The organism is Rhizobium oryzihabitans (assembly GCF_010669145.1).
Classification (GTDB): Bacteria; Pseudomonadota; Alphaproteobacteria; order Rhizobiales; family Rhizobiaceae; genus Agrobacterium; species Agrobacterium oryzihabitans.
Genome location: NZ_CP048635.1, coordinates 185,695 through 209,797, shown reverse-complemented (window position 1 = coordinate 209,797; position 24,103 = coordinate 185,695). Strand labels below are relative to the sequence as shown.

Sequence of the window (24,103 nt, the reverse complement as noted above, 5' to 3'; positions counted from 1 at the left end):
CGTCTCGATTGCAGGCTGGCGTTGCCCAAAAATCTGATTTAGCGCAATGAAATTAAAGGCTTGGGATACCGTTCCCCAAGCGCCATGTGCCGTGCTTCGCCTGTGGAGGAGGTGAAAATCTGCCTCCGCCGCCCCATTTGGAAAGGGGTAATTAACCTTTATTTTCTATTTCAAAAGGATCGAAATATGTACGTTTATGATGAGTGTGCACGCTGCCATGAGCTTCTCCCGATCAAGATTCCAGAATCCGTCCAATAGCGTAGGGGAGGGGAGCGACAAGGCTCGTGATGCCGGCAGCCAGGTTGCCGGTCAGCAGGCAGCGGCAATGAAGGCGGGTGTTGCCCACCGTCCGAATGCCGATGTCAGTGCCGCAGACGCCATCGAGGGTCGGGCTGAGATGCCGGGCTGGCAGAATGCTTTCGTGCTTGGCCCGAATGTCCGTTTTACCCGTACGCCCGAGAGCGCCTTTAGCCGGCGCATGCCGGTCGAGACGCCGCATATTCCTGAAGAAGAAATCGCCGCTGCTGCCCTTTCCGAATCTGTCGAGCCTGAAACGGTCGAACAGCCGGAGACCGCCGTGCAGCAGGAGATTGTGCAGCAACCGGTGGTGAAGTCGCCGGAACGACGCCTCCCGCCGCCGCGCATGCCGTTTCTGCCGCAGCCGCCCGACGCACGGGGTGCGAGAGCGCTGACCTACAAATTGCGGCTTGAGCTTGCCCGCAAGCAGGCGGAAGAGGCTGCCGCTGCGGCCCTGACGCCGCCTCAGGCAGATGCGGCCGTGATCCGTGCAACGCCGGTGCCGGCGATGCCTTCACTCGCTCAGCCGCTGCCCGAAGCGTCGCTTGCCGATGCCGGGCAGGTCGCCGTGCCGCGGACTTCCATTCCTGCTTTTGCCGCCCATCTGCCGGACGAGCTTTTCTGGGAAGTCATGACGCTCGATCTGCGTGATGATGCCGGCGAGGGCGTTTCCGCATCCGCGCGCGCCGTGCTCGCAGGTCAGGTACGGGTAAATCCTGTGCTGACAGCGCCGGTGGCTGCAGCGCCCGTCGTCACCTCCGCATCGCCCGCAACCGCCCCCATCCGGCTTTCGGCCGAGCCCCCATTGTGAGAGTCCCCGGCGGTTCCGCCATCCGGCTCTATCGCGAGATCGGCGTACGTCAGTCCGTGGTCCCGGCCGCGGTTGAGATTGCCGAACCGGAGATCGCACCGCAGCCGGTCGTGGAAGCGGCGGCGGTCGTCGAGCCGCAAAAGGCTGTGGAGCAGGCTCAGCCGGTGGAAAGAATTGTGGCCGAGCCGCGTTTTACGCCCCGCGCGCCCATTCAGGCTTCGCAGCCAATGTTCCGGGAAGCGCCGGTCTTTGCCGACGGCGAATATGAGTACCCCTCCATCGATCTTCTGCAGCAGGCTCGCGTCCAGCAGACCACGACAATGACCCCGGAGGCGCTGGAACAAAGCGCCGGGCTTCTTGAAAGCGTGCTGGAGGATTTTGGCATCAAGGGCGAGATCATCGATGTCCGTCCCGGCCCCGTCGTGACGCTTTACGAGTTCGAGCCCGCACCCGGTGTGAAGTCCTCGCGTGTTATCGGCCTGTCCGACGATATCGCCCGCTCGATGTCGGCGCTCTCGGCGCGTGTCGCCGTCGTGCCCGGTCGCAATGTCATCGGTATCGAACTGCCCAACCCGGTGCGCGAGACGGTTTACCTGCGTGAGTTGATCGAAGCGACTGACTACAGCGAAACCCGCCAGAAGCTCGCGCTTTGCCTTGGCAAGACCATCGGTGGCGAGCCGGTGATTGCAGAACTGGCGAAGATGCCGCATCTGCTCGTTGCCGGCACCACCGGTTCGGGCAAGTCGGTCGCCATAAACACCATGATCCTGTCGCTGCTCTACCGGCTGAAGCCGGAGGAATGCCGCCTGATCATGGTCGATCCCAAGATGCTCGAGCTTTCGGTCTATGACGGTATTCCGCACCTGCTGACCCCTGTCGTCACCGATCCGAAAAAGGCGGTCATGGCGCTGAAATGGGCCGTGCGCGAAATGGAAGACCGCTATCGCAAGATGTCGCGTCTGGGCGTGCGCAATATCGACGGTTACAATGCAAGGGCGGCTGCCGCCCGTGCCAAGGGCGAGACCGTGTTCTGCAACGTGCAGACAGGTTTTGACCGCGCCACCGGCGAGGCTGTCTACGAGCAGGAGGAAATGGACCTCACCGCCATGCCCTACATCGTCGTCATCGTCGATGAGATGGCCGACCTGATGATGGTCGCGGGCAAGGAGATCGAAGGGGCGATCCAGCGCCTGGCGCAGATGGCACGCGCCGCCGGCATCCATCTCATCATGGCCACCCAGCGCCCGTCCGTCGATGTCATCACCGGCACCATCAAGGCCAACTTCCCGACCCGCATCTCCTTCCAGGTGACGTCGAAGATCGACAGCCGCACCATTCTCGGCGAACAGGGTGCGGAGCACCTGCTCGGCCAGGGCGACATGCTGCACATGATGGGCGGCGGCCGTATCGCCCGTGTCCACGGCCCGTTCGTTTCGGATGAGGAAGTGGAAAAGGTCGTGGCACATCTGAAGACTCAAGGGCGTCCGGAATATCTCGGCACCGTCACGGAAGATGCCGACGAAGCCGACGAAGAGGCGGAAGAGGAAACGGCTGTTTTCGACAAGACGTCGATGGGTGACGACGACAGCGACGATCTCTACGAAAAGGCCGTAAAAGTCGTCATGCGCGACAAGAAGTGCTCGACTTCCTACATCCAGCGCCGCCTGTCCGTCGGCTACAACCGCGCCGCCTCGCTGGTGGAGCGCATGGAGCAGGAAGGCATTGTCGGTCCTGCCAACCATGTCGGCAAACGCGCCATCATTGCCGGCGAGCGCGATGCCTATGAGGCAATGGGCAGCGACGACTGATTGATCCATCCGGGGCGCGATATTCGATTGCAAAAACGCGCCCCATGAATAGCCTGTGCGGCATGGATTCTGGAATCGGGAGGGTTCCCCGCATGTCGCATAGCAATGAAAACGTCACGGTTCTCGCAAGGCTGGACGAGCTGGAGCGCTTTTGCCGCGCCGTTTTTCTGGCTGTTGGCACCGATGATGAAACGGCCGATGCGGCGACCCGCGCCATGATGCATGGCACGCGGCTGGGTGTGGACAGCCACGGCGTGCGGCTGCTTGCTCACTACGTTACTGCGCTTGAAGGCGGGCGTCTCAACCCGCGGCCGCAGATCAGCCGTGTTTCCGGCTTTGGAGCGGTGGAAACGATCGACGCCGATCACGCCCATGGCGCCCGCGCTACCTATGCGGCCATGGATAACGCCATGGCGCTCGCGGAAAAATTCGGCATCGGCGCGGTGGCGATCAGGAACTCTTCCCATTTCGGTCCGGCCGGGGCCTATGCGCTGGAGGCGGCGCGGCGGGGTTACATCGGCCTCGCCTTCTGCAACTCCGACAGTTTCGTACGCCTGCACGATGGCGCGATGCGTTTCCACGGCACCAACCCCATTGCCGTCGGCGTGCCGGCGGTGGATGACATGCCCTGGCTTTTGGACATGGCCACAAGTGCGGTACCCTATAACCGGGTTCTGCTTTACCGCAGCCTGGGGCAGCAATTGCCTGATGGTGTCGCCTCGGATGGCGACGGTATCGATACGCGCGACCCCAATGCCGCTGAAATGCTTGCCCCGGTTGGCGGCGAGTTCGGCTTCAAGGGGCGGCGCTGGCGGGGATGGTGGAGATTTTCAGTGCAGTTCTTACCGGCATGAAGCTCAGCTTCGATATCGCCCCCATGCCCGGCCCGGATTTTTCCACGCCGCGTGGGCTTGGGGCCTTCGTTCTGGCGCTGAAGCCGGAAGCCTTCCTTGAACGCGAGGTGTTCGACGAGGGCATGAAGCGTTATCTCGAAGTGCTGCGGGGGTCGCCGGTCCGGGAAGATTGCAAGGTCATGGCGCCGGGCGACCGGGAATGGGCGGTGGCGGCAAGACGGGAAAGGGAAGGGGCGCCTGTCGATCCCGTCACCCGTCAGGCGTTTTCCGAACTCGCGGCAAAATTCTCGATCAGCCTGCCCGCCTATCACTAAAGCCGAGAGACGGCTTCTTGCCGTCGCCATCATTTTTCAGGCAGGGCGAAGCATCATATTGGGACGCGAATAGGGGGCAGCAGCCGGGCTTAGCCTCTCGGCAACGACGGGGCGTCCGAGATAATAGCCCTGCGCGTAATCGATCTCCAGCTGGCGTATCAGCCTCAACTGCTCTTCCGTTTCCACGCCTTCGATCAGGATCTTGTGGCCGCGATTGCGGATGAGGCGGATCATGTCCTGCAGCATCGCCCGGCCACGCGGGGTCTTGCTGTCATGCAGGAAGGAGCGGTCGATCTTGACGGTGTCGAAATCCGTCATGCGCAGCCAGGAAAGGCCGGCGAAACCAGTTCCGAAGTCATCCAGCCAAATATTGATGCCGAGCGTCTTCAAATCGTTGAGGCAGCGCAGCAGATCCGAATGCATTTCCATGTCCAGACCTTCGGTGATTTCGAAGGCTAGCCTGTTGCCCGCAATTCCCGCTTCGACGAGGATGGCGGCGACCGAGGTGGCAAAGCCGGGGTTCTTCAACTGCATCGGCGACACGTTGACGCTGACGACGGAAACCTTGTCATCGGCCAGAATCTGCTTGCAGACGGTCTTGATGGTCCAGAGGCCCAGTTCCAGGATCGTGCCCGTGCGCTCAGCGATCGGAATGAAGATGTTTGGGGAGACGAAGCTGCCGTCGAGCAGCCGCAGCCGCATCAGTGCCTCGGCCCCCGCCGTTTCGTTGGTAGATACATTCAGGATCGGCTGATAGACGAGGGAAACGAGGTCTTCCGCGACGGCGATTTTCAGAAGTGCGGCGATGTTTTCCGTCTCGTCGCTGGTCTGCGGATCGTCGGGGTCGAATAGTTTCATGCAATTGCGGCCGTTGCCCTTGGCGATATAAAGCGCCCGGTCTGCCTCGTTGATGATCTTTTCGAGTTTGCCGTCCGGATTGGGGCGGGTGAAGGAGGCGCCGATGCTGACGGTGACGATGAAGGTGCCGTCCCGGCGCTGGTCATGCGCAAGCGACAGGTCTTCCACGGTGTGCCGGATCGTTTCGGCAAGCTCACCCACCTGCTGCTTGGACCTGAACGGCGCGAGCACGATGAATTCCTCACCGCCATAACGGCCAATCGAAGCGCCATGGCCGATGATCGCGTCCTGCAGGGCGTTGCCCACCGTCACCAGACACTTGTCGCCTTCCTGGTGGCCGTACCGGTCATTGTATTTCTTGAAGAAGTCGACATCGATGAGGAGAACGGCAAAACCTTCCTCCTTCTTGCTCCAATTGTCCCACAGCAGGCGCAGATGATGATCTATGGCGCGGCGGTTCTGCAGGCCGGTCAGGGAATCGGTGTTTGAAAGCCGCAACAGCGCCTGTCCCCGCTCTTCCGCCGCCTTCTGCTGGGCCTTGGCCTCCAGCGCATTGAGGAAGACGTGGTAGCGTTCCCGGTTCAGGTTCCAGTTCACGTAGGACGTGAAGACGAAGCAGGATATGTAGAAGGTGCCGAAAGCGAGCTTGTAGAAGATGTCTTCGGGAAATTGCGTCACGGCCAGGAAATAGGTGACGAGAATGATGCCTGAAGACACAAGCGAAAGATGGAAGCGGAACGTGAAAAACAGATTGGCGCCCATCATGAAGATCGCCCCGAAAACCATGTAATAGGACATGTTTTCAAGATTGTCGGTCAAGAGCGACGGCACCAGCCAGCCGATATATCCCATGACGAGCGCGGTCGCGCAGGTCAGGTCAAGCGCTGCGGTGCTGGCGTTGATGCGCAGCTGTATTTCCAGCGTCAGCAGGGAGAACAAGACCACGAGTACGCGGGCGATGATGGTGTAGAAAGCGACGTCAGGTATCAGAATGATGTCGGTAACGGCAAACAGAAGATAGATGAAAACAGCCGTCCACAGGCCCTGTCTGATCGAACCACGGCGACTGCGCTCACCTTCCTGCTGGTAAAGGGCAAGAAGTTCATCAGAAAACCGGGAGTCCGGCCGCCGATAGTCTTGCTGTCCATTCACCTCTCCCGATGTGTGCTTCATGCACTTTCCCATAGTGTTGCGTATACTTTATCAAGTAACTGCTTATTCCACTTTTCCGTGTGCTGTCGCACCCGGTGCGGGTTCCTGCCGATCTCTCCCAATGCGTGCGGAAAACATAGAAAGGAAGAACGCATCATACGTTCGCAACATTAAGTTTCGCTAAACCGCGTATCCACTTTCTCCTCCGCCCCTAAGTGTGACCAAAAAAATACGCTAATCTACTAATCTATCCCTACACCGCTCAAAAATCGAAAGCGAGTGGCCTTCCGTCTCCCAGAAACGTATAGTTAACAATGTGTTAATACTGGAGGCTGAAGTGGTGCGGGTAAAGAAGAAAAATCTTGACGGGGCAAGTCTGATCACCCCGGATACTGTCGCAAAAGAGATTTTTGCACGCAAGACGGAAAATTTCGATGAGCAGTTCGCAGTTGCAAAAGCAGAAATCGCGCTCATTCTCGAATTGGCACAGCAGCAATTTGACAATGGTGTTTCGGCACGTGAGATAATACATCGAACGGCCGGCGCGCTGCATGGTCTGCGGGAGAAGCTCCACTCCAGCGTGTGGGCAGAACTGATTCCGCTGGTACAGAATCACTCGGTATCGGACTATTTTCTCGAAGATCCCTTCACGCGCTGGTCGTTCGAAAAGCCGAGAGGTTATTCGGGAGATGCCCAGCTTCTCGACTTCATCTACGGCCACGACAGCGTCGCCGATCTGGTGAAGAAAGCCACGCCGCTTGGCGCGGCACTTTATGACTACACCAGGGATGCCAGTTCCTCGGTTGCCGTGCGCGAGCGGCGGGATCTGCTGACGCGCTTCGTCGACGAGGCTGCGGCCCGGCATGGCGAGGAAACGGAAATCCTCACCATTGCGTCGGGACATCTGCGCGAGGCGGATGCATCCGTGGCGTTAAAAGAGGGAAGGATAAAGCGCTGGGTGGCGCTCGATCAGGACCCCTTGAGCGTCGGCTCCGTCGCGCGTGATTTCAATGGCAGCCGCATCGAGGCGATCGACGGCTCCGTGCGCGATATCGTCCTGCGCACGCAGGAACTGGGCACGTTCGATCTGGTCTATGCCGCCGGTCTCTATGATTATCTGAACGACAGGGTGGCGATCAAGCTCACCCGGCGCTGCATGGAGATGCTCAAACCCGGCGGAATGTTCCTCTTCGCCAATTTCTCCGAGGATATCGTTGTCGACGGTTACATGGAAACCTTCATGAACTGGGCGCTGCTGCTGCGCTCGAAGGCGGATATGTGGCGCATCGTCAATGCCAGCGCCGATCCCTCAAGCATCGAGGCGGATGTGTTCTTCGGCGAAAACCACAATATCGTCTATGCGACGATGCGTAAGAAGGGCTGAGGCCCGTCTCTTGGCTGAGGCTTCATTGCTGGCTGTTCAGGTGGAGCGAGTGGGTGCCGCTTGTTTCTTCTCCCCGCCGGGGAGAAGGTCGCGGCAGCGGGATGAGGGGGCAAGCTCGCAGCCTATCGCTACCTCGCCCCCTCATCCGACCCTTCGGGCCACCTTCTCCCCGGCGGGGAGAAGAAACAAGCGGCGACGACGTGCCTCATGTCATTGCCTATGACATCCTGTTACCCGCTCGTCCGCCACCAATAACCATTTGATTAAACGCTGCTGCGGGCCTAAGAATCCGCGCCGAATGCGTTGCAGAATGGAATGGCTGAAATGAAGAGATATTATTCGGATATGGGCGGTCTGGCGGGGCAGACGGAACTGCTGTCGAGCAAGGCTGTTTTCAAGACGGCCTATGCGGTCATCCCCAAAACCGTCATGTCCGATATCGTGACGAGCGTGCTGCCGCACTGGACCGGCACGCGGGCCTGGATCATTGCCCGGCCGATGACGGGTTTTTCCGAAACCTTCGCGCAATATATCGTCGAGGTGCAGCCCGGCGGCGGCAGCGACCGGCCGGAGCCCGATGAAAGGGCGCAGGCGGCGATCTTTGTCGTCGATGGTGAAATGACCGTGGAGTTCGAGGGCGCGCAGCATGCCCTGCGGGAGGGTTCCTTCGCCTTCCTGCCAGCCGGCTCGCGCTGGCAGCTTCGCAATTCCGGCAAGGCGCCCGTCAAGTTCCATTGGGTCCGCAAGGCGTTTCAGGCAGTCGACGGCCTTGAGCCGCCGCCGGCGATCTTTTCGCATGAGGATGAGGTTGCTTTGTCGGCCATGCCCGATACGGACGGCAAGTGGGCGACGACCCGGTTCATTGATCCGGAGGATGTGCGTTACGACATGCATCTCAACATCGTCACCTTCCAGCCGGGTGCGACCATTCCCTTCATGGAAACCCATGTCATGGAACACGGTCTCTACGTGCTGGAAGGCAAGGCCGTCTACCGGCTGAACGAGGACTGGGTGGAAGTGGAGGCGGGCGATTTCATGTGGCTGCGCGCCTATTGCCCGCAGGCCTGTTACGCGGGCGGGCCGGGCCGGTTCCGCTATCTGCTCTACAAGGATGTGAACCGGCATGTGAAGCTCTGGTAACGGGCGGCATATTGCCTGAAACCGTGAATTATCGCGCAATCCGCGGGCTTGCGCGATAAATGCTTGCGTTAGATCGAATATCCCTAATAAATCCCAATATGCGGTCGGCAATCGCTGCGCCGCACGATTTCGGCATCCGCCCGCATTCATCCTGAAGAAGACTACCCGTATGATTGAGACGATCGATACCAATATCTTCAATCTTGCGCCCGTGGCGATGTGGATCGAGGATTTCAGCGAGGTGAAGAACCAGTTTGATATCTGGCGGGCACAGGGTGTCGAGGATATCCGGACGTTTCTCCTGGAGGATTTGTCCCGCGTCGCGGCCTGTTCGCAGAAAATCCGCGTGCTTCAGGTCAACGCCAAAACGCTGGAGCTGTTCGAAGCGCGCGATCAGGCGCATCTCGTCGACAATCTGCACCGGATTTTTCGCGATGACATGCTCGAAAGCCACGTGAACGAGCTTTCGGAACTCTTTGCGGGCAAGACGGAATTCACCAGCAATGCCGTCAATTATTCGATCGGTGGAAAGCGGCTGGATATCCAGCTGCGCGGCGCGGTCATACCCGGCCATGAAGAAACGCTCGGGCGGCTGCTGCTGACGACCGAAGATGTGACGGAACGCGAGGAGGCGCGCCGCAAGGAGCTTGTCAACCGCCGTTATGCCGAAGGCATGTTCAAGCATTCGCCGGTTTCCCTCTGGGTGGAGGATTTTAGCCGGGTCCGTCGGCTGATCGAGGAAGTCAGGGAGCGCGGCATCGTCGATTTCCGGGTGTTCATGGATGTGCATCCCGAATTCGTGCGGCAATGCATGAGCGAAATCCGCGTGATCGACGTCAACCGGGCGACGCTGGACCTGTTTTGCGCGCCGGACCGGCAGGTCCTGCTGCAGCGGCTTGGCGATATTTTCCGCGGCGAGATGGAAAAGCCGTTCCGTGAGCAGTTGATGGAGCTTTGGAACGGCAATCTCACCCACCACCGGGAGGTGGTGAACTATGCGCTCGACGGGTCAGAGCGGCATGTGCTGCTGCATTTCTCCGTTTTTCCCGGCCACGAGCGCGACTGGTCGCTGGTGCAGGTGGCGCTGACGGACATCACCGCGCGCAAGAAGGCGGAAGCCTATCTCGAATATCTGGGCAAGCACGATGTGCTGACCAAGCTGCACAATCGCGCTTTCTATTCCGACGAGCTGAACCGGCTGGACCGCAGCGCGCTGCGGCCCGTCTCGGCCATCGTGATCGATCTCAACGGCCTGAAGGACGCCAATGACAAGCTCGGGCACGATGCCGGTGACGCATTGTTGCGGCGCATGGGTGAGGTCCTGAACGGCGTCGTGACCGCGCCGAACCATGCGGCGCGCATCGGCGGTGACGAATTCGCCATCCTGCTTCCCGGGGCGGACAAGCAGATCGCTGCTGCCATGGTCGATACCGTTTATGAGCTGCTGAAGATCAATAACCAGTTCTATTCCAGCGCGCCGCTCAGCCTGTCGCTCGGTGTTGCAACCAGCGAGGCCGGCGAGACGATGGAATCGCTGGTGCGCCGCGCCGATATGAATATGTACGAGCAGAAAAACGCTTATTATGCAGCGCTGCGCAACAGATCTGCCGATAACAGCGACACGACGAAGGCTGGTCCGCAGCCGGAAAACACGACCGTGAAGCGCCTGTTCTGACGGCTGGGCGACAAGGGCGCTTTCGCCAGTCTGTTCATTCCTTTCACCATTTCAAGTTCCGGCAGCGGGATTGCCCACGAGCCCTGCCGCCTGCCGCGGGTAACCCGTTTCGCGGGCGCTCATGTTCGCTCTTCCGCAAAAAAAATCCACGCCAATTCCGATTTTCAAGCTGGCAAGCGGCCTTCACAAGCGCGTGACACCGCTGCTGCGCTGCAACAAATATGTTGCCACTATTTTACATACGTCTTAGTATGTATGTAAATGTGACCTATTTTATGGATTCGGAGCGCAGTATGGCGAAGAGATTGGGGCAGATCGTGGCGGTGTTCTTGACGGGCATCGTTCTGGTCGGATGTAGCGATGAGCAGGCGTCCGCGCCCGGCGCTCCTCCACCCGGCGCGGTGAAGGTCGTGACGGTGAAACAGGAAGAATTGCCCATCAACAACGAATTGCCGGGACGCATTGCACCGACGAGGCTTGCCGAAGTGCGCCCGCGCGTTTCCGGCATCATCGTCGAACGGGTCTTCGAGCAGGGTTCGCTGGTGAAGCAAGGCGACGTTCTCTACCGGATCGATCCTGCGCCGTTTCAGGTTCGTGTAGACAGCGCGGAAGGAACGCTGCGGCGGGCGCAGGCCGCGCAGCTGCAGGCACGGCAGACGGCGGACAGACAACAGCAGCTGCGCCGCTCCAACGTCGGCTCTCAGCAGGAATTCGACAATGCCATCGCCCAGCTGGCGCAGGCCGACGCCGAGGTGGCTGTTGCCGAAGCCGGTGTCGCAGAGGCGAAGCTTAACCTGCAATATGCCAATGTAACGGCACCGATCAGCGGCATGATCGGGCGGGCACGGATCACCGAAGGTGCGCTTGTCAGCGCTACGGGTTCGGAAAATCTGGCGACGATCCAGCAGCTCGATCCGATCTATGCCGACTTCACCCAGCCGGCCGCCGATCTCATTCGCCTGCGCAAGGCCCTGCAGGACGGCCAGCTGATGACCGGCCCGAACGAGGCCGAAGTGAACCTGCTGTTTGATGATGGCAGCCGTTATCCGCTTCCCGGCCGCCTGCTGTTTTCGGAAGCCGCGGTCGATGAAACCACGGGCCAGGTGACGCTGCGTGGCGAATTCCCGAACCCGAATGGCGACCTGCTGCCGGGCATGTATGTCCGCGTCCAGATCCAGCAGGGCATTGAGAGGGCGGCTTTCGCCGTACCGCAGCAGGCCGTGCAGCGCGATGCGGGCGGGCAGGCGAGCGTGCTTGTCGTCAATGCCGAAGACACGGTCGAGCAGCGGCGTGTCAGCGTCGGTCGCTCCATCGGCGACCGCTGGGTGATTTCGGAAGGACTGAAGGATGGCGACCGCGTCGTTGCCGAAGGTTTCCAGAAAACCGCGCCGGGCGCCAAGGTAAAGCCTGAACCATGGTCTGTGGAGCCCGATGTCGCTGACGCCGCCGGCAGCGAGGGTGCGGCTTCGGCCGAGACCCCGGCTGCGAAGCAATAAGGACCGATTTCATGGCACGTTTCTTCATCGATCGGCCCATCTTCGCCTGGGTCGTCTCCATCTTCATCATGCTGGCGGGCCTGCTCGCCATTCCCATGCTGCCGATTGCGCAATATCCGAACGTGGCGCCGCCGCAGATTTCGATTGCGACCAACTATCCGGGTGCAGCGCCCGAAGACATTTACCAGAGCGTCACGCGTCCCATCGAGGAAGAGCTGAACGGTGTCCCGGGTCTTCTCTATTTTGAATCGACCTCGGAATCGTCCGGCAGCATTTCCATCAACGTCACCTTCGCGCCGGGCACCAATATCGGCGAGGCACAGGTCGAGGTGCAGAACCGCATCGCCCGTGTCCAGCCGCGCCTGCCGCAGGCGGTCACGCAGCAGGGCCTGCGCGTCGAACAGGCGGGCACCTCGTTCCTGATGATGGTGGCGCTCACCTCCATGGATGGCAATACCGACGCCATCGGCCTCGGCGACTATCTCAGCCGCAACGTGCTCGGCGAATTGCGCCGTGTGCCGGGCGTCGGCAGCGCGCAGCTATTCGCCACCCAGCGCTCCATGCGTATCTGGATGGACCCGGACAAGATGCTCGGCCTCAGCCTCACCTCGTCCGACGTCATCTCCGCCATTCAGGCGCAGAACTCGCAGGTTGCGGCGGGCCGTATCGGCGCGTCGCCCAACCCGATCGGCCAGCAGATTTCGGCCACCGTCAACGTGCAGGGCCAGCTGACAACGCCGGATGAATTCGGCGCCATCGTTCTGCGCGCCAATCCGGACGGCTCGTCCGTCCGGCTGCGCGATGTGGCGCGTGTGGAAGTTGGCGGCGAAAGCTACGCCTTTTCCAGCCGCCTGAACGGCAAGCCCAGTGCGGCCATCGGCGTGCAGCTCTCGCCCACCGGCAATGCGCTGCAGACCTCCGATGGCGTGCGCGCCACCATGGAAGAGCTGTCGCGTTATTTTCCGCCCGGTCTGGAATATGAAATTCCCTACGACACCAGCCCCTTCGTGAAGATTTCGATCCAGAAGGTGATCAACACGCTGGTGGAGGCGATCATCCTCGTCTTCGTGGTGATGTTCGTCTTCCTTCAGAACATTCGCTACACCATCATTCCGACGCTTGTGGTGCCCGTGGCGCTGCTCGGCACCTGCGCCATCATGTATGTGTCGGGTTTCTCGATCAACGTTCTCACCATGTTCGCCATGGTTCTCGCCATCGGCATTCTGGTCGATGACGCGATCGTCGTCGTCGAGAATGTCGAACGCATCATGGCGGAAGAACACCTGTCGCCGAAGGAGGCGACCCGCAAGGCGATGGGCCAGATTTCCGGCGCCATCATCGGCATCACGCTGGTTCTGACGGCGGTGTTCGTGCCCATGGCCTTCTTCCCCGGGGCGGTCGGCATCATCTACCAGCAATTCAGCCTGACGATGGTGGTCTCCATCCTGTTTTCGGGTTTCCTCGCGCTGTCGCTCACACCGGCGCTCTGCGCTTCGTTCCTGAAGCCGATCAAGGCCGGGCACCATGAGAAGAAGGGCTTCTTCGGCTGGTTCAACCGCGGCTTCGACAAGGCTTCGCATAAATACTCCTCGTCGGTCGGCAGCATCATCAAGCGTTCCGGCCGGTTCATGATCATCTATGCGGCGCTGCTTGCCGGTCTCGGCTGGGCCTATATGCAATTGCCGAGCTCGTTCCTGCCAAACGAGGACCAGGGCTACCTGATCGTCGACATCCAGGCGCCGGCGGAAGCCAGCAGCGAACGCACCCTGCAATCCATCCAGGAAATCGAAAAGATCTTCCTGGCGGAACCGGCGGTCGATCGCGTGATCGCGGTTTCGGGCTTCTCCTTCTCCGGTTCCGGGCAGAATGCCGGTCTTGCCTTCGCGACGCTGAAGGACTGGAGCGAGCGTGGACCGGAGGATTCCGCCTCCGCCATCGCCCAACGCATCAACGGCAAGCTGTGGGGCCTGCCCGGGTCCATGGCATTCACGCTGTCGCCGCCGCCCATTCAGGGTCTCGGCAATTCCAGCGGCTTCACCTTCCGCCTGCAGGACCGTGCGGGTGCCGGACAGGCTGCGCTGAGCGCCGCCGGTGCGCAGCTGATGGCGGCCGCGCAACAGAGCCCTGTTCTGGCGGGCCTTCGTGTCGAAGGCATGCCGGATTCGCCGCAGGTCAACCTCATCATCGATCGTGAAAAGGCCAATACCTTCGGTGTGACCTTCAGCGACATCAACGCCACCATCTCGGCCAATATGGGCTCGTCCTACGTCAATGACTTCCCCAATGCCGGCCGCATGCAGCGTGTGACCGTGCAGGCGGAGCAGGGCCAGCGCATGAAGACCGAGGACCTGCTGCACCTCAACGTTCGCAACGCCAATGGCGGCATGGTGCCGATCAGCTCATTCGCCTCGGTGGAATGGGTACGCGGTCCCTCGCAGGTGGTCGGTTATAACGGCTATCCCGCGGTCCGTATCGGCGGGCAATCGGCACCCGGTTATTCCTCGGGTGACGCGATCGCTGAAATGGAGCGTCTGGCGGGCGAGTTGCCAAGCGGCTTCGGTTTCGAATGGACAGGCCAGTCGCTGCAGGAAATCCAGTCCGGTTCGCAGGCGCCGGCGCTGATCGGGCTTAGCGTTCTGTTCGTGTTCCTGCTTCTGGCGGCGCTTTACGAAAGCTGGTCCATTCCGCTCTCCGTCATGCTGGTGGTGCCGCTCGGCGTCATCGGTTCGGTGGCGGCGGTGATGATGCGCGGCATGCCGAACGACGTCTACTTTCTGGTCGGCCTCGTCGCCATCATCGGGCTTTCGGCCAAGAACGCGATCCTGATCATCGAATTCGCCAAGGATTTGCGGGCGGAGGGAAAATCCACCTATGATGCGACGGTGGAGGCGGCGCACTTGCGCTTCCGGCCGATCCTGATGACCTCGCTTGCCTTCTCCCTCGGCGTTCTGCCGATGGCGATCGCTTCGGGTGCAAGCGCGGCCAGCCAGAACGCCATCGGCACCGGCGTGCTCGGCGGCATGATCTCGGCGACGATCCTTGCGATCTTCTTCGTTCCCGTCTTCTTCGTATTCGTCATGAAGATTTTCGGGGATCGGAAGAAGGACAGCCAGATTGCTGCTGACGCCGTATCGCCTGCGGAATAAAACGGATGAAAAGGCCGGCATAGTCATGTGATTGATGGGCCGGCAATGCAAACAGGCACGGTGCGAAGGCACCGTGCCACGATTCGAAGGAGACATCAGCATGCGCCGTACCAAGGCCGAGGCAGAAGAGACCCGTCAGGCGATCCTTGCCGCTGCCGAGCGGGTGTTCTTCAAGAAGGGCGTGGCCAACAGTTCGCTGGACGAGGTGGCGGCCGCTGCCGGTGTGACGCGCGGTGCGATATACTGGCATTTCTCCAGCAAGAGCGACCTTTTCATCGGGCTTTATGAATCGGTCGCCTTGCCCGAATCGGATCTGCTCGATTTCGATGACCCCGATCTGAAAGGCCTGGCGCTTCTCGCCAAAATCGAGGAAGCCGCTTGCAAGTGGCTGGCCCTGCTGGCGGGAGACGAACAGCGCCAGCGCATCATGACCATCAGCCTGCGCACCAACTATTCCGATGAGTTCGCACCGGTTCTGCACGCGCAGGAGGAATTGGACCGTTCCCAGAAAGAGCGCCTCGAGGTGGTTTTCGAGCGCGCGGAGGCCGAAGGCGCTTTCAATGACAATTGGACGGCGGAATCGGCACTCGATGCGATCTACTGGCTGATAAAGGGCATTTGCTCCGACTGGCTGCTCTTCGGCAAGCGTTTCGATCTGGCCAAGGAAGGTGCCGAGGCTGTGCATCGTCTCATGAAGGGTTTTCAGCGTTCCCCGTCGTCATGACCGGATTTCGGGACCCGCTGGCGCGGTCAAATTTGAGTGTATTCTAAAAGACCAGCGAAATTTGCTTTACGTACCTCAAAACGGACGCTAGCTTCTTCCTTGAGCTTTGGGAGGAGTTCGCAGATGGTCATTTCAAATAAAATTAAGGGGCAAACGCCGTCCATTCGCGCCGGACACCGGTGATGGCACATGGCTTTTGCTGAAGCATCTCCAGACCCGGCCCTTATCCGGACGGTCGGGCTGTCGAAGTCTTTTGGTCCGGTACAGGTTCTGAAGGATATTGAGATCGCGGTGCGCGCCGGCGAGGTTCACGCCATCATCGGCGAGAACGGCGCTGGCAAGTCCACGCTGATGAAGCTGCTTGCCGGCAACGAGAAGCCGTCGGGCGGTGAAATCCAGATAGACGGCGAAGCCGCTACGCTGAGCGGCCCGGTGGACGCCGAACATCGCGGCATCGTTCTCGTGCATCAGGAAATATTGCTGGCGCCGGATCTGACGGTGGCGCAGAACATCTATCTCGGGCGCGAATTGCGTAAGGGACCGATGGTGGACGACCGAGCCATGCGCGAGGGTGCCCGCAAGGCAATCGGCGATCTAGGCGGCACGATCGATCCGGACGCCATCGTCGGCAGCCTGTCGATTGCCCAGCGGCAACTGGTGCAGATCGCCCGTGTGCTGCTGGTGCCGCATCGCGTAGTAATTTTCGACGAGCCGACCGCGAGCCTTACCCCCATTGAAACCGATGCGCTGCTGAATGTCATCCGTGACATCAGGGCGAAAGGCGTGGCGGTCCTTTATATTTCGCACCGCCTGCCGGAGGTGAAGGAGATCGCCGACCGGGTAACGGTGTTGCGCGACGGCAAGCTGGTCGCTTCCCACCCGATATCGGCACTCGAGCCAGCGGATATGGCGCGGTTGATGGTGGGGCGCGATGTGGCAAAGCTCTATCCTGACCGCAACGCCGGCGGCGAGCACGAGCCGGTTCTGCAGGTGAAGCATTTCACGGTGCCAGGCTACGCGCAGGACGCCGGTTTCAGCCTCCGCAAGGGCGAGATTCTCGGTTTTGCGGGTCTCGTTGGGGCAGGCAGAACGGAGCTTATGGAGGGCGTGCTTGGCCTGCGGCCGGGGCGCGGCACGATCCGCCATCTCGGCAAACCCGTGCATTTCGCCAAGGCGGAAGACAGCCTGAAGGCCGGCATCGTTTATCTGAGCGAGGACCGCAAGGGCAAGGGATTGCTGCTGGCCAAGGATTTGCGGGTCAATCTCACGCTTGCCTCGCTCAAGAAATTCAGCCGACTGTTCCAGATCGACACCCGCCGGGAGACGGCGGCGCTCGACGATGCGATCCATGATTTCGATATCCGCACCGGCCGCAAGGATCTGCTGGCGGGCCAGCTTTCCGGCGGCAACCAGCAGAAGCTGCTGCTTGCCAAGATGATGCTGCTCGATCCGTCCATCGTCATCATTGACGAGCCGACGCGGGGCATCGACATCGGTACGAAGGAGCAGATTTACCGTTTCATCGCCAAGCTTGCGGATGAGGGGCGCTCGATCATTGTCGTCTCCTCGGAAATGCCGGAGCTGATCGGCATTTGCGACCGCATCGTCGTGATGCGCTCCGGCAGGATCGTTGGCGAGGTAACGGGGGAGCGCATGACCGAAAACGACATCGTGGCGCTGGCGACAGGCGTTCACACACAAGAGGTGGCCTGAGGTGAAGATGCGCAAGGGGAAAAATACTGAGGGGAAACATGACTGAGGCCGCACTTGATAACGGCAAGACGCCGAAGACCTCGAAGGACTGGGATCTGCGCGCCGTAGCGCCCTTTGTGGCGCTGGCTCTGCTTCTGGTTCTTGGCACCATCGCCAATCCCAATTTCATCGGCATCGACAATCTCCTGAATGTCGTTACCCGCAGCGCCTTCATTGCCATTATCGCGCTTGGCGCAACTTACGTCATCACATCCGGCGGGCTCGATCTTTCCGTTGGCGCCATGGTCGCTTTCGTGGCCAGCCTGATGATCCTGTTCATGAACAGCGGTGTCATCGCCAGTCCGCTGCTGATGCTGCTCGCCGCCATGGCGCTTGCGGTCGCCATCGGTGCGGCCTGTGGGCTCGCCAACGGCCTCATCACCACCATCGGCCGCATTGAACCCTTCATTGCCACGCTTGGCACCATGGGCATCTATCGCGGGCTGACAACCTGGCTGTCGCAGGGCGGCGCGATCACGCTGCGCAACCCGGAAATCCAGACGCTTTATCGCCCGGTCTATTTCGGCAACGTCTTCGGCGTGCCGGTGCCTGTCATCGCCATCTTCGTCACGGCCGCCATCGCCGCCTTCGTGCTTTACCGCACCCGTTATGGCCGGCATCTGACCGCTGTCGGCTCCAGCGAGGATGTGGCGCGATATTCCGGCATTTCGGTCGCCCGGGTCCGCACCATCGCTTATGTCGTGCAGGGCCTCTGTGTTGCCGTCGCCGTTCTGCTTTACGTGCCGCGTCTCGCCTCCACCTCGGCCACGACAGGCATGTTGTGGGAGCTGCAGGCCATCACCGCCGTCGTCGTCGGCGGCACGGCACTGCGCGGCGGGGTGGGGCGCATCTGGGGCACGATCTGCGGCGCCTTTATTCTGGAGATCGTCGGCAACATCATGATCCTGTCTAACTTCGTCAGCGAATATCTGATCGGCGCCATCCAGGGCGCGATCATCATCATCGCCATGCTGGTGCAGCGCTCTTTGAGCCGCAGATAGCAGGGCGCGATGGGGAGTTTGACCGCGTATGTGGGGCAGGCGCGGTTGTAAGAGGAGGAACGCCCCGGTCTTGGGAGGAAAGAGACTATGCGTAGAAAATTCATCGGCGTGGCCTTTGCCGCGCTGGCTGCGGTGCTTGCGGGCTCGGCCCATGCGCAGGACAAGAAGGTCACCATCGGCGTATCTATTCCGGCGGCCGACCACGGCTGGACGGCGGGCGTCGTCTACCATGCCGAACGGGTGGCAAAGCTTCTGATGAAGGAGCATCCGGGTCTGAACGTCATCGTCAAGACCTCGCCGGATGCCGCCAATCAGGCAAACGCGCTTCAGGACCTCGCCGTGCAGGGGCTGGACGCGCTGGTCGTCTTGCCGTCTGATCCCGATCCGCTGGTAAATGCCATCAAGGAAATCAAGGACAAGGGCACCTTCGTCGCACTCGTGGACCGCGCGCCGAGCGTCAATGATAATTCCATCCGCGATCTTTACGTTGCCGGCAACAACCCGGCGCTTGGACAGGTGGCGGGTGAATACATCAAGAAAACCACGCCTGATGCGGAAGTGGTGGTCATTCGCGGCCTGCCCATTCCCATCGACCAGCAGCGCCAGGACGGTTTCGACAAGGGTATCGCCGGCTCGAACGTCAAGGTTCTCGATCGCCAGTACGGCAACTGGAACCGCGACGACGCCTTCCGCGTGATGCAGGACTATCTGACCAAATACAAGAAGATCGACGTGGTCTGGTGTCAGGATGACGACATGGCCATCGGCGTGCTTGAAGCGATCCAGCAGGCGAAACGCACCGATATCCAGTATATCGTCGCGGGCGCCGGTTCCAAGGACATGATCAAGAAGGTCATGGACGGCGACAAGCTGGTGCCGGTCGACGTGCTCTACCCGCCGGCAATGGTGGCGACCGCCATGCAGCTGACGGCCGGTCATTTCTACGATCAGGTGCCGGTTGCCGGTGAGTATATTCTCGATGCCACGCTCGTCACCAAGGACAATGCCGAGCAGTTCTACTTCCCGGATTCGCCGTTCTGATAAGGGGTCCGGCCACGCGATGCCCGCTGAAAGGCGGGCGTCGATGCTGCTAAAAGTTTTGCCGAGGCTTGAATTTGGCGAGACGATTGCATCCCCACTCCGTCACCCCGGACTTGATCCGGGGTCCAGTGCGGTCAAGTCCTTGATCGCGGGAGAGTCCTTTCACGGCGCAGACGCGCCGTGGCTGGATGCCGGATCAAGTCCGGCATGACGCTCGGGGAGCGTCAGCTACGTCACCCGTTCTTGCGAAACCACGCCGAGAGATAATCCACGAAGCTGCGCACCTTGGCGGGCAGGTAGCGGCGGTGCGGATAGACCGCGTAGATGCCCCGGTCCTTGGAAATATAATCGTCGAACAGCGTCACCAGCTCTCCGGACTGGATATAGGGTCGCGCGATGAAATCCGGCACCATGGCGATGCCAAGCCCGGCCCGTGCGGCGCGCAGCGTTGCCTGCGGGCTGTTGACCTCGATGGGGCCGCTGATGGCCACCGAGTTCGAGCCGCCATCCGGTTCGAAATATCGAACGGAGTTGTGGAAGCGGGTGTTGGTGTCGATGATGAAGGGAACGCGGGCGAAATCCTGCGGGCCGTCGAGCGGCCCGTGCTGGGCCACGAAATCCGCCGTCGCCACGGCATAGACCCGGAAATCGGAAAGCTTGCGGGCAATCAGGCCCGAATCCTCCAGCCGCGTGATTCGAACCGCAAGGTCGAAGCCCTCCTCGATCAGATCGACGAACCGATCCTCGGCGACGATTTCCAGCGACAGTTCCGGATTTTCCTTGGCGAAGTCGATCAGGCTCTGGCCGACATCGGCGTCGATGAAGGTACGGGGAACCGAAATCCGGAGCTTGCCTTTAAGATCGGCATTCTTCTCCCTTACCAGATCGGCGAGATTGTCGATTTCCTTGAGGATATCGGAGGCGGTGCGGTAATAGGTGTGTCCCGCCTCCGTCAGCGAGAACTGCCGGGTGGTGCGATTGAGGAGCAGCGCACCGAGATCGTCCTCCAGTTCCCGCACATATTTGGACAACAGCGCCTTGGAGCGCCCGGTCTTGCGTGCGGCGGCGGAAAAACCCTCCGCCTCGACGACATCGATAAAGGCGCGGATGCGGGTCAGCGTGTCCATGAAAATCCTCCGGTTCGTTCCATATAATTGAACGCTGGGAGGCGACTGTTCAACCCTAAATCCGCTGCTGAAAAAATCCGCGCTTTGATGAAAAAATCCTCTTGATTATGACGGCGAATATTCTTATCTCCCGTGCTGCCCAAAGTCGCACGTGCCCATGTGTGTCCGCCGAGTCCTCGATGTGGTGAGGATTTAGGTAAGGTACCTGGAACTAACCCCTCCAGTCGCTATTCCGGCCAACCGGGAAATGCGAGGACATATGAAGCAACGACGGTGCGGGCCTTTCTGGTTCTCTGCCGGCTTTCCATCAGCCGGGGTACTGAAGAGGCACACCATCATTGCCTGAAGTGCGGTCGGGTCAATCCCTCCAATCGATGGCAGACAAAGCCGAATGATGCTCTGGCAGGGCGTCGTTCACATTCGCGCCTTGAGCGTATGCTATCGAATCTGCGCCTCCACCGGCTGATTCGTATGCATATCTCGAGCGTCCTTTGTCCTCCGGATTTTCCGGAGCCGGTTTATAGGGAATATATCGATGACGACTGCACGCATTCTCGACTTCATCAAGACCCGACGTCCCGAAGGCCCTTGCCTTGTGGTCGATCTCGACGTCGTGCGCGACAATTTCAACGCGTTCCGGCACTCGCTGCCCAACAGCGCGATCTACTACGCCGTCAAGGCGAACCCGGCTCCTGAAATCCTGAAGCTGCTCGCTTCGCTCGGCTCCAACTTCGATTGCGCCTCCGTGGCTGAAATCCAGATGGCGCTCGATGCGGGTGCGACTTCCGACCGGATTTCCTTCGGCAACACCATCAAGAAGGAACGCGATGTCGCCCGCGCTTATGCGCTCGGCATCGATCTCTTCGCCGTGGACAGCCACGAGGAAGTCGAGAAGGTTGCCCGTGCCGCTCCTGGCGCGCGCGTCTTCTGCCGCGTTCTGACGGATGGCGAAGGTGCCGAATGGCCGCTGTCGCGCAAGTTCGGTTGCGTACCGCAGATGGCTGTCGATGTTCTCGTCTACGCACATCAGCTCGGTCTCGAATCCTACGGCGTTTCCTTCCATGTCGGCTCGCAGATGATGAATCTCGACGCATGGGATGCGGCGCTCGCCGATGCCAAGCGCGTCTTCGGATCGCTTTCCAAGCAGGGCATTCACCTGCAGATGGTCAATATGGGCGGCGGTTTCCCGACCAAGTACCTGCGCGACGTTCCTGCTGCCGAAGAATACGGCCAGGCGATCGACACGGCGCTGCGCAAGCACTTCGGCAACCAGATCCCGAAGACGATCATCGAGCCGGGCCGCGGCATGGTGGGCAATGCCGGCGTCATCAAGGCGGAAGTCGTCCTCGTGTCGAAGAAGTCCGACAACGACAACCACCGCTGGGTGTTCCTCGACATCGGCAAGTTCGGCGGTCTCGCCGAGACGATGGATGAGGCGATCCGTTACCCGATCCGCACCGAGCGCGATCAGGACGAGATGCAGCCCTGCGTTCTGGCCGGTCCGACCTGCGACAGCGCCGACGTGCTGTATGAAAAGAACATGTATCCGCTGCCGGTCTCTCTGACGATCGGCGACGAAGTTCTGATCGAAGGCACCGGTGCCTATACGACGACGTACTCCGCGGTTGCCTTCAACGGTTTCGAGCCGCTGAAAGCCTACGTCATCTGATCCGAGCGCCGCCCGCTGAAAAGGGCGGCGTCTCGACCAAGCTTCCGTTCCGGCCCTGCCGATTGTGCTGTTGCGCAAATCCCTGCTTGCTGCTCCTCTTCCAGCCGAGGAAAGCGTGTCGGCGGGCCGGAACGGCTCCACCATTTTTTCATCAAGGGCCGCGTGTGGGCGGTTGTGTGACGGGAGGCCAAGGATGGCCGCTCTTTTGAATTCGGTACGGGCATTTTTCACGCCGCAGACATTTCATGTCGATCAGGAAAATCCGGGCGATGTCGTTGCCCGTGAAAACCTGCTTGACCGCGCCATGGGCGCTGGCCGCCGTCGCAAATCGTCCGAAAAGCTGCGCGCCGGCCGGGTTCCGGCCGAAGGTCTGGCGCTCGTCGCTCGCGATGAGGATGGTCATGTCATTGGCACGGTACGCCTGTGGAATGTCGAAGCCGGCATTTCGCGCGAAGGACGCGCGGTTGAAGCGCTGCTGCTCGGCCCGCTGGCCGTCGATGCTGCCCATGAGGGCAAAGGCATCGGCTCGGCGCTGATGCGCGCTGCGATCTCCGAAGCCACCAAACGCGGTCACGGCGCCATCCTCCTCGTGGGTGACGCACCCTATTACGAGCGTTTCGGCTTTTTCGCCGACAAGGCGCAGCACCTGATCATGCCGGGCCCATTCGAGCGTAGCCGTTTCCTGGCGCTGGAATTGAGGGCCGGATGGCTGGAGGGTGCAGCCGGCATGCTGGTTGCGAGCGGCCGCCGGCTCTTTGCCTGAGACGATTTCCGTTGAAATATTGCCCTGGCTGAAAGGCCGGGGTTTTCATTTGGCGGGTCGGTGTTCACTACGTTCTTGCGCACTTCCGGGACGTGAGGTCATCTTTACGCGCCGGCTGTACGGAGTCACGTATTCTGACCGGAGGAATACTTAAATCCGGGCTTTTTTTGCGCGTCATTTTGACCGGGGAGTCAGCTTGAAATGGCTAATATCTGTATCTCATTGAATCTAAGATAAAAAAACTACAGAATTTTGCAGACTTTTAAACACAGCTCGAGATCGAGCGTGCCTCTTCTATTCGTCGCGGCAGATCAATTTGAGCGACTTTGGCAGCCTTTCAGTTTGTCCCTTGCGATACTGAGCCTCATCGGTTCTAAATCGAACTCTGGGAGCAAAATCGATGAACAACCCACGACCTAGCGAAGCAGCGACGGCCAATAGACCATCGCTTGATCATTTCGACGACGAAGCGGCACGTTCTCGATTACTAGCTGAAGTAATCCGGAAATGGGGTGCTGCTGGCGCAGTTGCCTACGAACTTAGCGATCTTTCCGATACAAGCCACGATGCCCGCGACGTCTCGTATGCAGACCTCGGAATTGAATGTGACGCGTTTGTAGTTCGCTTCGGCGAAGACGTCGGTCTCTATCTCGATGAAAAGCAGGATGTGTTCGTTGATCGAGTCTTCGTTGTTGAGCAGATGTACGAGGGGAGGGATGGAGTGTTTCTTACTATCGTGGCCAGTCGCGCGGGTCGCGTACCTGAACTGTCAGAGGAGACCCCACTGATAGCGAGCGGCTGGGTCGATGCTGACCGATCTGTAGATGACGGATTGGTGCACTTCGGCTTGGTTGGCGATCCCGCGATTTTGAAAGCCAAAAATCTGTTCGACATCGAGATGGCTCTCGGTCAGGCTCTCGCAAGGGTGGGCGCGGGCGCGAAATCAAAGCCTCATACGTCAACAAGTTACAGCGCTTAACCGCTTCCTCGCTATCTGGCGTGGGACGGCATCGAAGTAGTGAGTTCACTATTTAAGAAGCTGAGGGAGTGCGGAAGCAATCCAGATCGCTTGCTTTTCATTTTATCGTCGA

14 protein-coding genes and 2 pseudogenes are annotated in these 24,103 nt (G+C 60.2%); 14 read left to right on the top strand and 2 right to left on the bottom strand.

Features of this window, described 5'->3' with window-relative positions; genetic code table 11:
- Positions 1-196: 196 nt before the first annotated feature.
- Positions 197-2,916, top strand: a pseudogene (locus G3A56_RS17760) (DNA translocase FtsK).
- Between the two features lie 92 nt (positions 2,917-3,008).
- Positions 3,009-4,084: pseudogene (locus G3A56_RS17755) on the top strand (Ldh family oxidoreductase).
- 36 nt (positions 4,085-4,120) lie between these two features.
- Here G3A56_RS17755 and G3A56_RS17750 read toward each other — a convergent pair.
- Positions 4,121-6,115, bottom strand: coding sequence for a putative bifunctional diguanylate cyclase/phosphodiesterase (locus G3A56_RS17750; RefSeq protein WP_082185829.1), 1,995 nt, complete (start codon positions 6,113-6,115; stop codon positions 4,121-4,123).
- A 316-nt stretch (positions 6,116-6,431) separates the two neighbouring features.
- Between G3A56_RS17750 and G3A56_RS17745 the strand changes: the two genes are divergently transcribed.
- The 9 genes from G3A56_RS17745 to G3A56_RS17705 all read left to right on the top strand — a co-directional run bounded on the left by G3A56_RS17745 (position 6,432) and on the right by G3A56_RS17705 (position 19,453).
- Positions 6,432-7,478 (top strand): class I SAM-dependent methyltransferase, encoded by a 1,047-nt coding sequence (locus G3A56_RS17745; protein ID WP_164056762.1) that lies wholly within the window; start codon positions 6,432-6,434, stop codon positions 7,476-7,478.
- Positions 7,479-7,793: 315 nt separating this feature from the next.
- On the top strand, positions 7,794-8,618 hold the full coding sequence (locus G3A56_RS17740; RefSeq protein WP_035220747.1) for a bifunctional allantoicase/(S)-ureidoglycine aminohydrolase: 825 nt from the start codon (positions 7,794-7,796) through the stop codon (positions 8,616-8,618).
- Between the two features lie 169 nt (positions 8,619-8,787).
- Positions 8,788-10,293 carry a sensor domain-containing diguanylate cyclase gene (locus tag G3A56_RS17735; protein WP_082185830.1) on the top strand — a complete coding sequence of 502 codons (1,506 nt, stop codon included), beginning with the start codon at positions 8,788-8,790 and terminating at the stop codon, positions 10,291-10,293.
- A gap of 293 nt (positions 10,294-10,586) precedes the next feature.
- Positions 10,587-11,789: an efflux RND transporter periplasmic adaptor subunit gene (locus G3A56_RS17730; RefSeq protein WP_082186084.1), complete on the top strand. Its 1,203-nt coding sequence runs from the start codon at positions 10,587-10,589 to the stop codon at positions 11,787-11,789.
- 11 nt (positions 11,790-11,800) lie between these two features.
- A complete protein-coding gene (locus G3A56_RS17725; RefSeq protein WP_082185831.1) occupies positions 11,801-14,935 on the top strand; it encodes an efflux RND transporter permease subunit in 3,135 nt (1,044 codons plus the stop codon).
- A gap of 100 nt (positions 14,936-15,035) precedes the next feature.
- Positions 15,036-15,659: a TetR family transcriptional regulator gene (locus G3A56_RS17720; RefSeq protein ID WP_082186085.1), complete on the top strand. Its 624-nt coding sequence runs from the start codon at positions 15,036-15,038 to the stop codon at positions 15,657-15,659.
- Between the two features lie 189 nt (positions 15,660-15,848).
- Positions 15,849-17,372: a sugar ABC transporter ATP-binding protein gene (locus tag G3A56_RS17715; RefSeq protein ID WP_082185832.1), complete on the top strand. Its 1,524-nt coding sequence runs from the start codon at positions 15,849-15,851 to the stop codon at positions 17,370-17,372.
- A 38-nt stretch (positions 17,373-17,410) separates the two neighbouring features.
- Positions 17,411-18,412: an ABC transporter permease gene (locus G3A56_RS17710; RefSeq protein WP_082185833.1), complete on the top strand. Its 1,002-nt coding sequence runs from the start codon at positions 17,411-17,413 to the stop codon at positions 18,410-18,412.
- Positions 18,413-18,499: 87 nt separating this feature from the next.
- Complete coding sequence (locus tag G3A56_RS17705; protein ID WP_003500046.1) at positions 18,500-19,453, top strand: substrate-binding domain-containing protein; 954 nt, start codon at positions 18,500-18,502, stop codon at positions 19,451-19,453.
- 233 nt (positions 19,454-19,686) lie between these two features.
- Here the strand turns inward: G3A56_RS17705 and G3A56_RS17700 are convergent, their stop codons facing one another.
- Positions 19,687-20,580: a LysR family transcriptional regulator gene (locus G3A56_RS17700; protein ID WP_082185834.1), complete on the bottom strand. Its 894-nt coding sequence runs from the start codon at positions 20,578-20,580 to the stop codon at positions 19,687-19,689.
- A gap of 535 nt (positions 20,581-21,115) precedes the next feature.
- On the opposite strand from G3A56_RS17700, the gene odc2 reads away from it, so the two are divergent.
- From odc2 to G3A56_RS17685, 3 genes are all read left to right on the top strand, one after another.
- Positions 21,116-22,249, top strand: coding sequence for an ornithine/lysine decarboxylase (gene odc2 / locus G3A56_RS17695; protein ID WP_003500043.1), 1,134 nt, complete (start codon positions 21,116-21,118; stop codon positions 22,247-22,249).
- A 193-nt stretch (positions 22,250-22,442) separates the two neighbouring features.
- Entirely contained in the window at positions 22,443-23,012 is a 570-nt protein-coding gene (locus G3A56_RS17690; protein ID WP_082185835.1) for a GNAT family N-acetyltransferase, read from the top strand.
- A gap of 400 nt (positions 23,013-23,412) precedes the next feature.
- A complete protein-coding gene (locus G3A56_RS17685) occupies positions 23,413-23,991 on the top strand; it encodes a hypothetical protein (RefSeq protein WP_082185836.1) in 579 nt (192 codons plus the stop codon).
- The last annotated feature ends 112 nt before the right edge of the window (positions 23,992-24,103 follow it).

Excerpts from the sequence above, each read along its gene's own strand:
- G3A56_RS17750 (WP_082185829.1), bottom strand. The coding sequence starts at position 6,115 with ATGAAGCACACATCGGGAGAGGTGAATGGACAGCAAGACTATCGGCGG.
- G3A56_RS17740 (WP_035220747.1), top strand. The coding sequence starts at position 7,794 with ATGGCTGAAATGAAGAGATATTATTCGGATATGGGCGGTCTGGCGGGG.
- G3A56_RS17735 (WP_082185830.1), top strand. The coding sequence starts at position 8,788 with ATGATTGAGACGATCGATACCAATATCTTCAATCTTGCGCCCGTGGCG.
- G3A56_RS17730 (WP_082186084.1), top strand. The coding sequence starts at position 10,587 with ATGGCGAAGAGATTGGGGCAGATCGTGGCGGTGTTCTTGACGGGCATC.
- G3A56_RS17725 (WP_082185831.1), top strand. The coding sequence starts at position 11,801 with ATGGCACGTTTCTTCATCGATCGGCCCATCTTCGCCTGGGTCGTCTCC.
- G3A56_RS17720 (WP_082186085.1), top strand. The coding sequence starts at position 15,036 with ATGCGCCGTACCAAGGCCGAGGCAGAAGAGACCCGTCAGGCGATCCTT.
- G3A56_RS17715 (WP_082185832.1), top strand. The coding sequence starts at position 15,849 with ATGGCTTTTGCTGAAGCATCTCCAGACCCGGCCCTTATCCGGACGGTC.
- G3A56_RS17710 (WP_082185833.1), top strand. The coding sequence starts at position 17,411 with ATGACTGAGGCCGCACTTGATAACGGCAAGACGCCGAAGACCTCGAAG.
- G3A56_RS17705 (WP_003500046.1), top strand. The coding sequence starts at position 18,500 with ATGCGTAGAAAATTCATCGGCGTGGCCTTTGCCGCGCTGGCTGCGGTG.
- G3A56_RS17700 (WP_082185834.1), bottom strand. The coding sequence starts at position 20,580 with ATGGACACGCTGACCCGCATCCGCGCCTTTATCGATGTCGTCGAGGCG.
- odc2 (WP_003500043.1), top strand. The coding sequence starts at position 21,116 with ATGACGACTGCACGCATTCTCGACTTCATCAAGACCCGACGTCCCGAA.
- G3A56_RS17690 (WP_082185835.1), top strand. The coding sequence starts at position 22,443 with ATGGCCGCTCTTTTGAATTCGGTACGGGCATTTTTCACGCCGCAGACA.
- G3A56_RS17685 (WP_082185836.1), top strand. The coding sequence starts at position 23,413 with ATGAACAACCCACGACCTAGCGAAGCAGCGACGGCCAATAGACCATCG.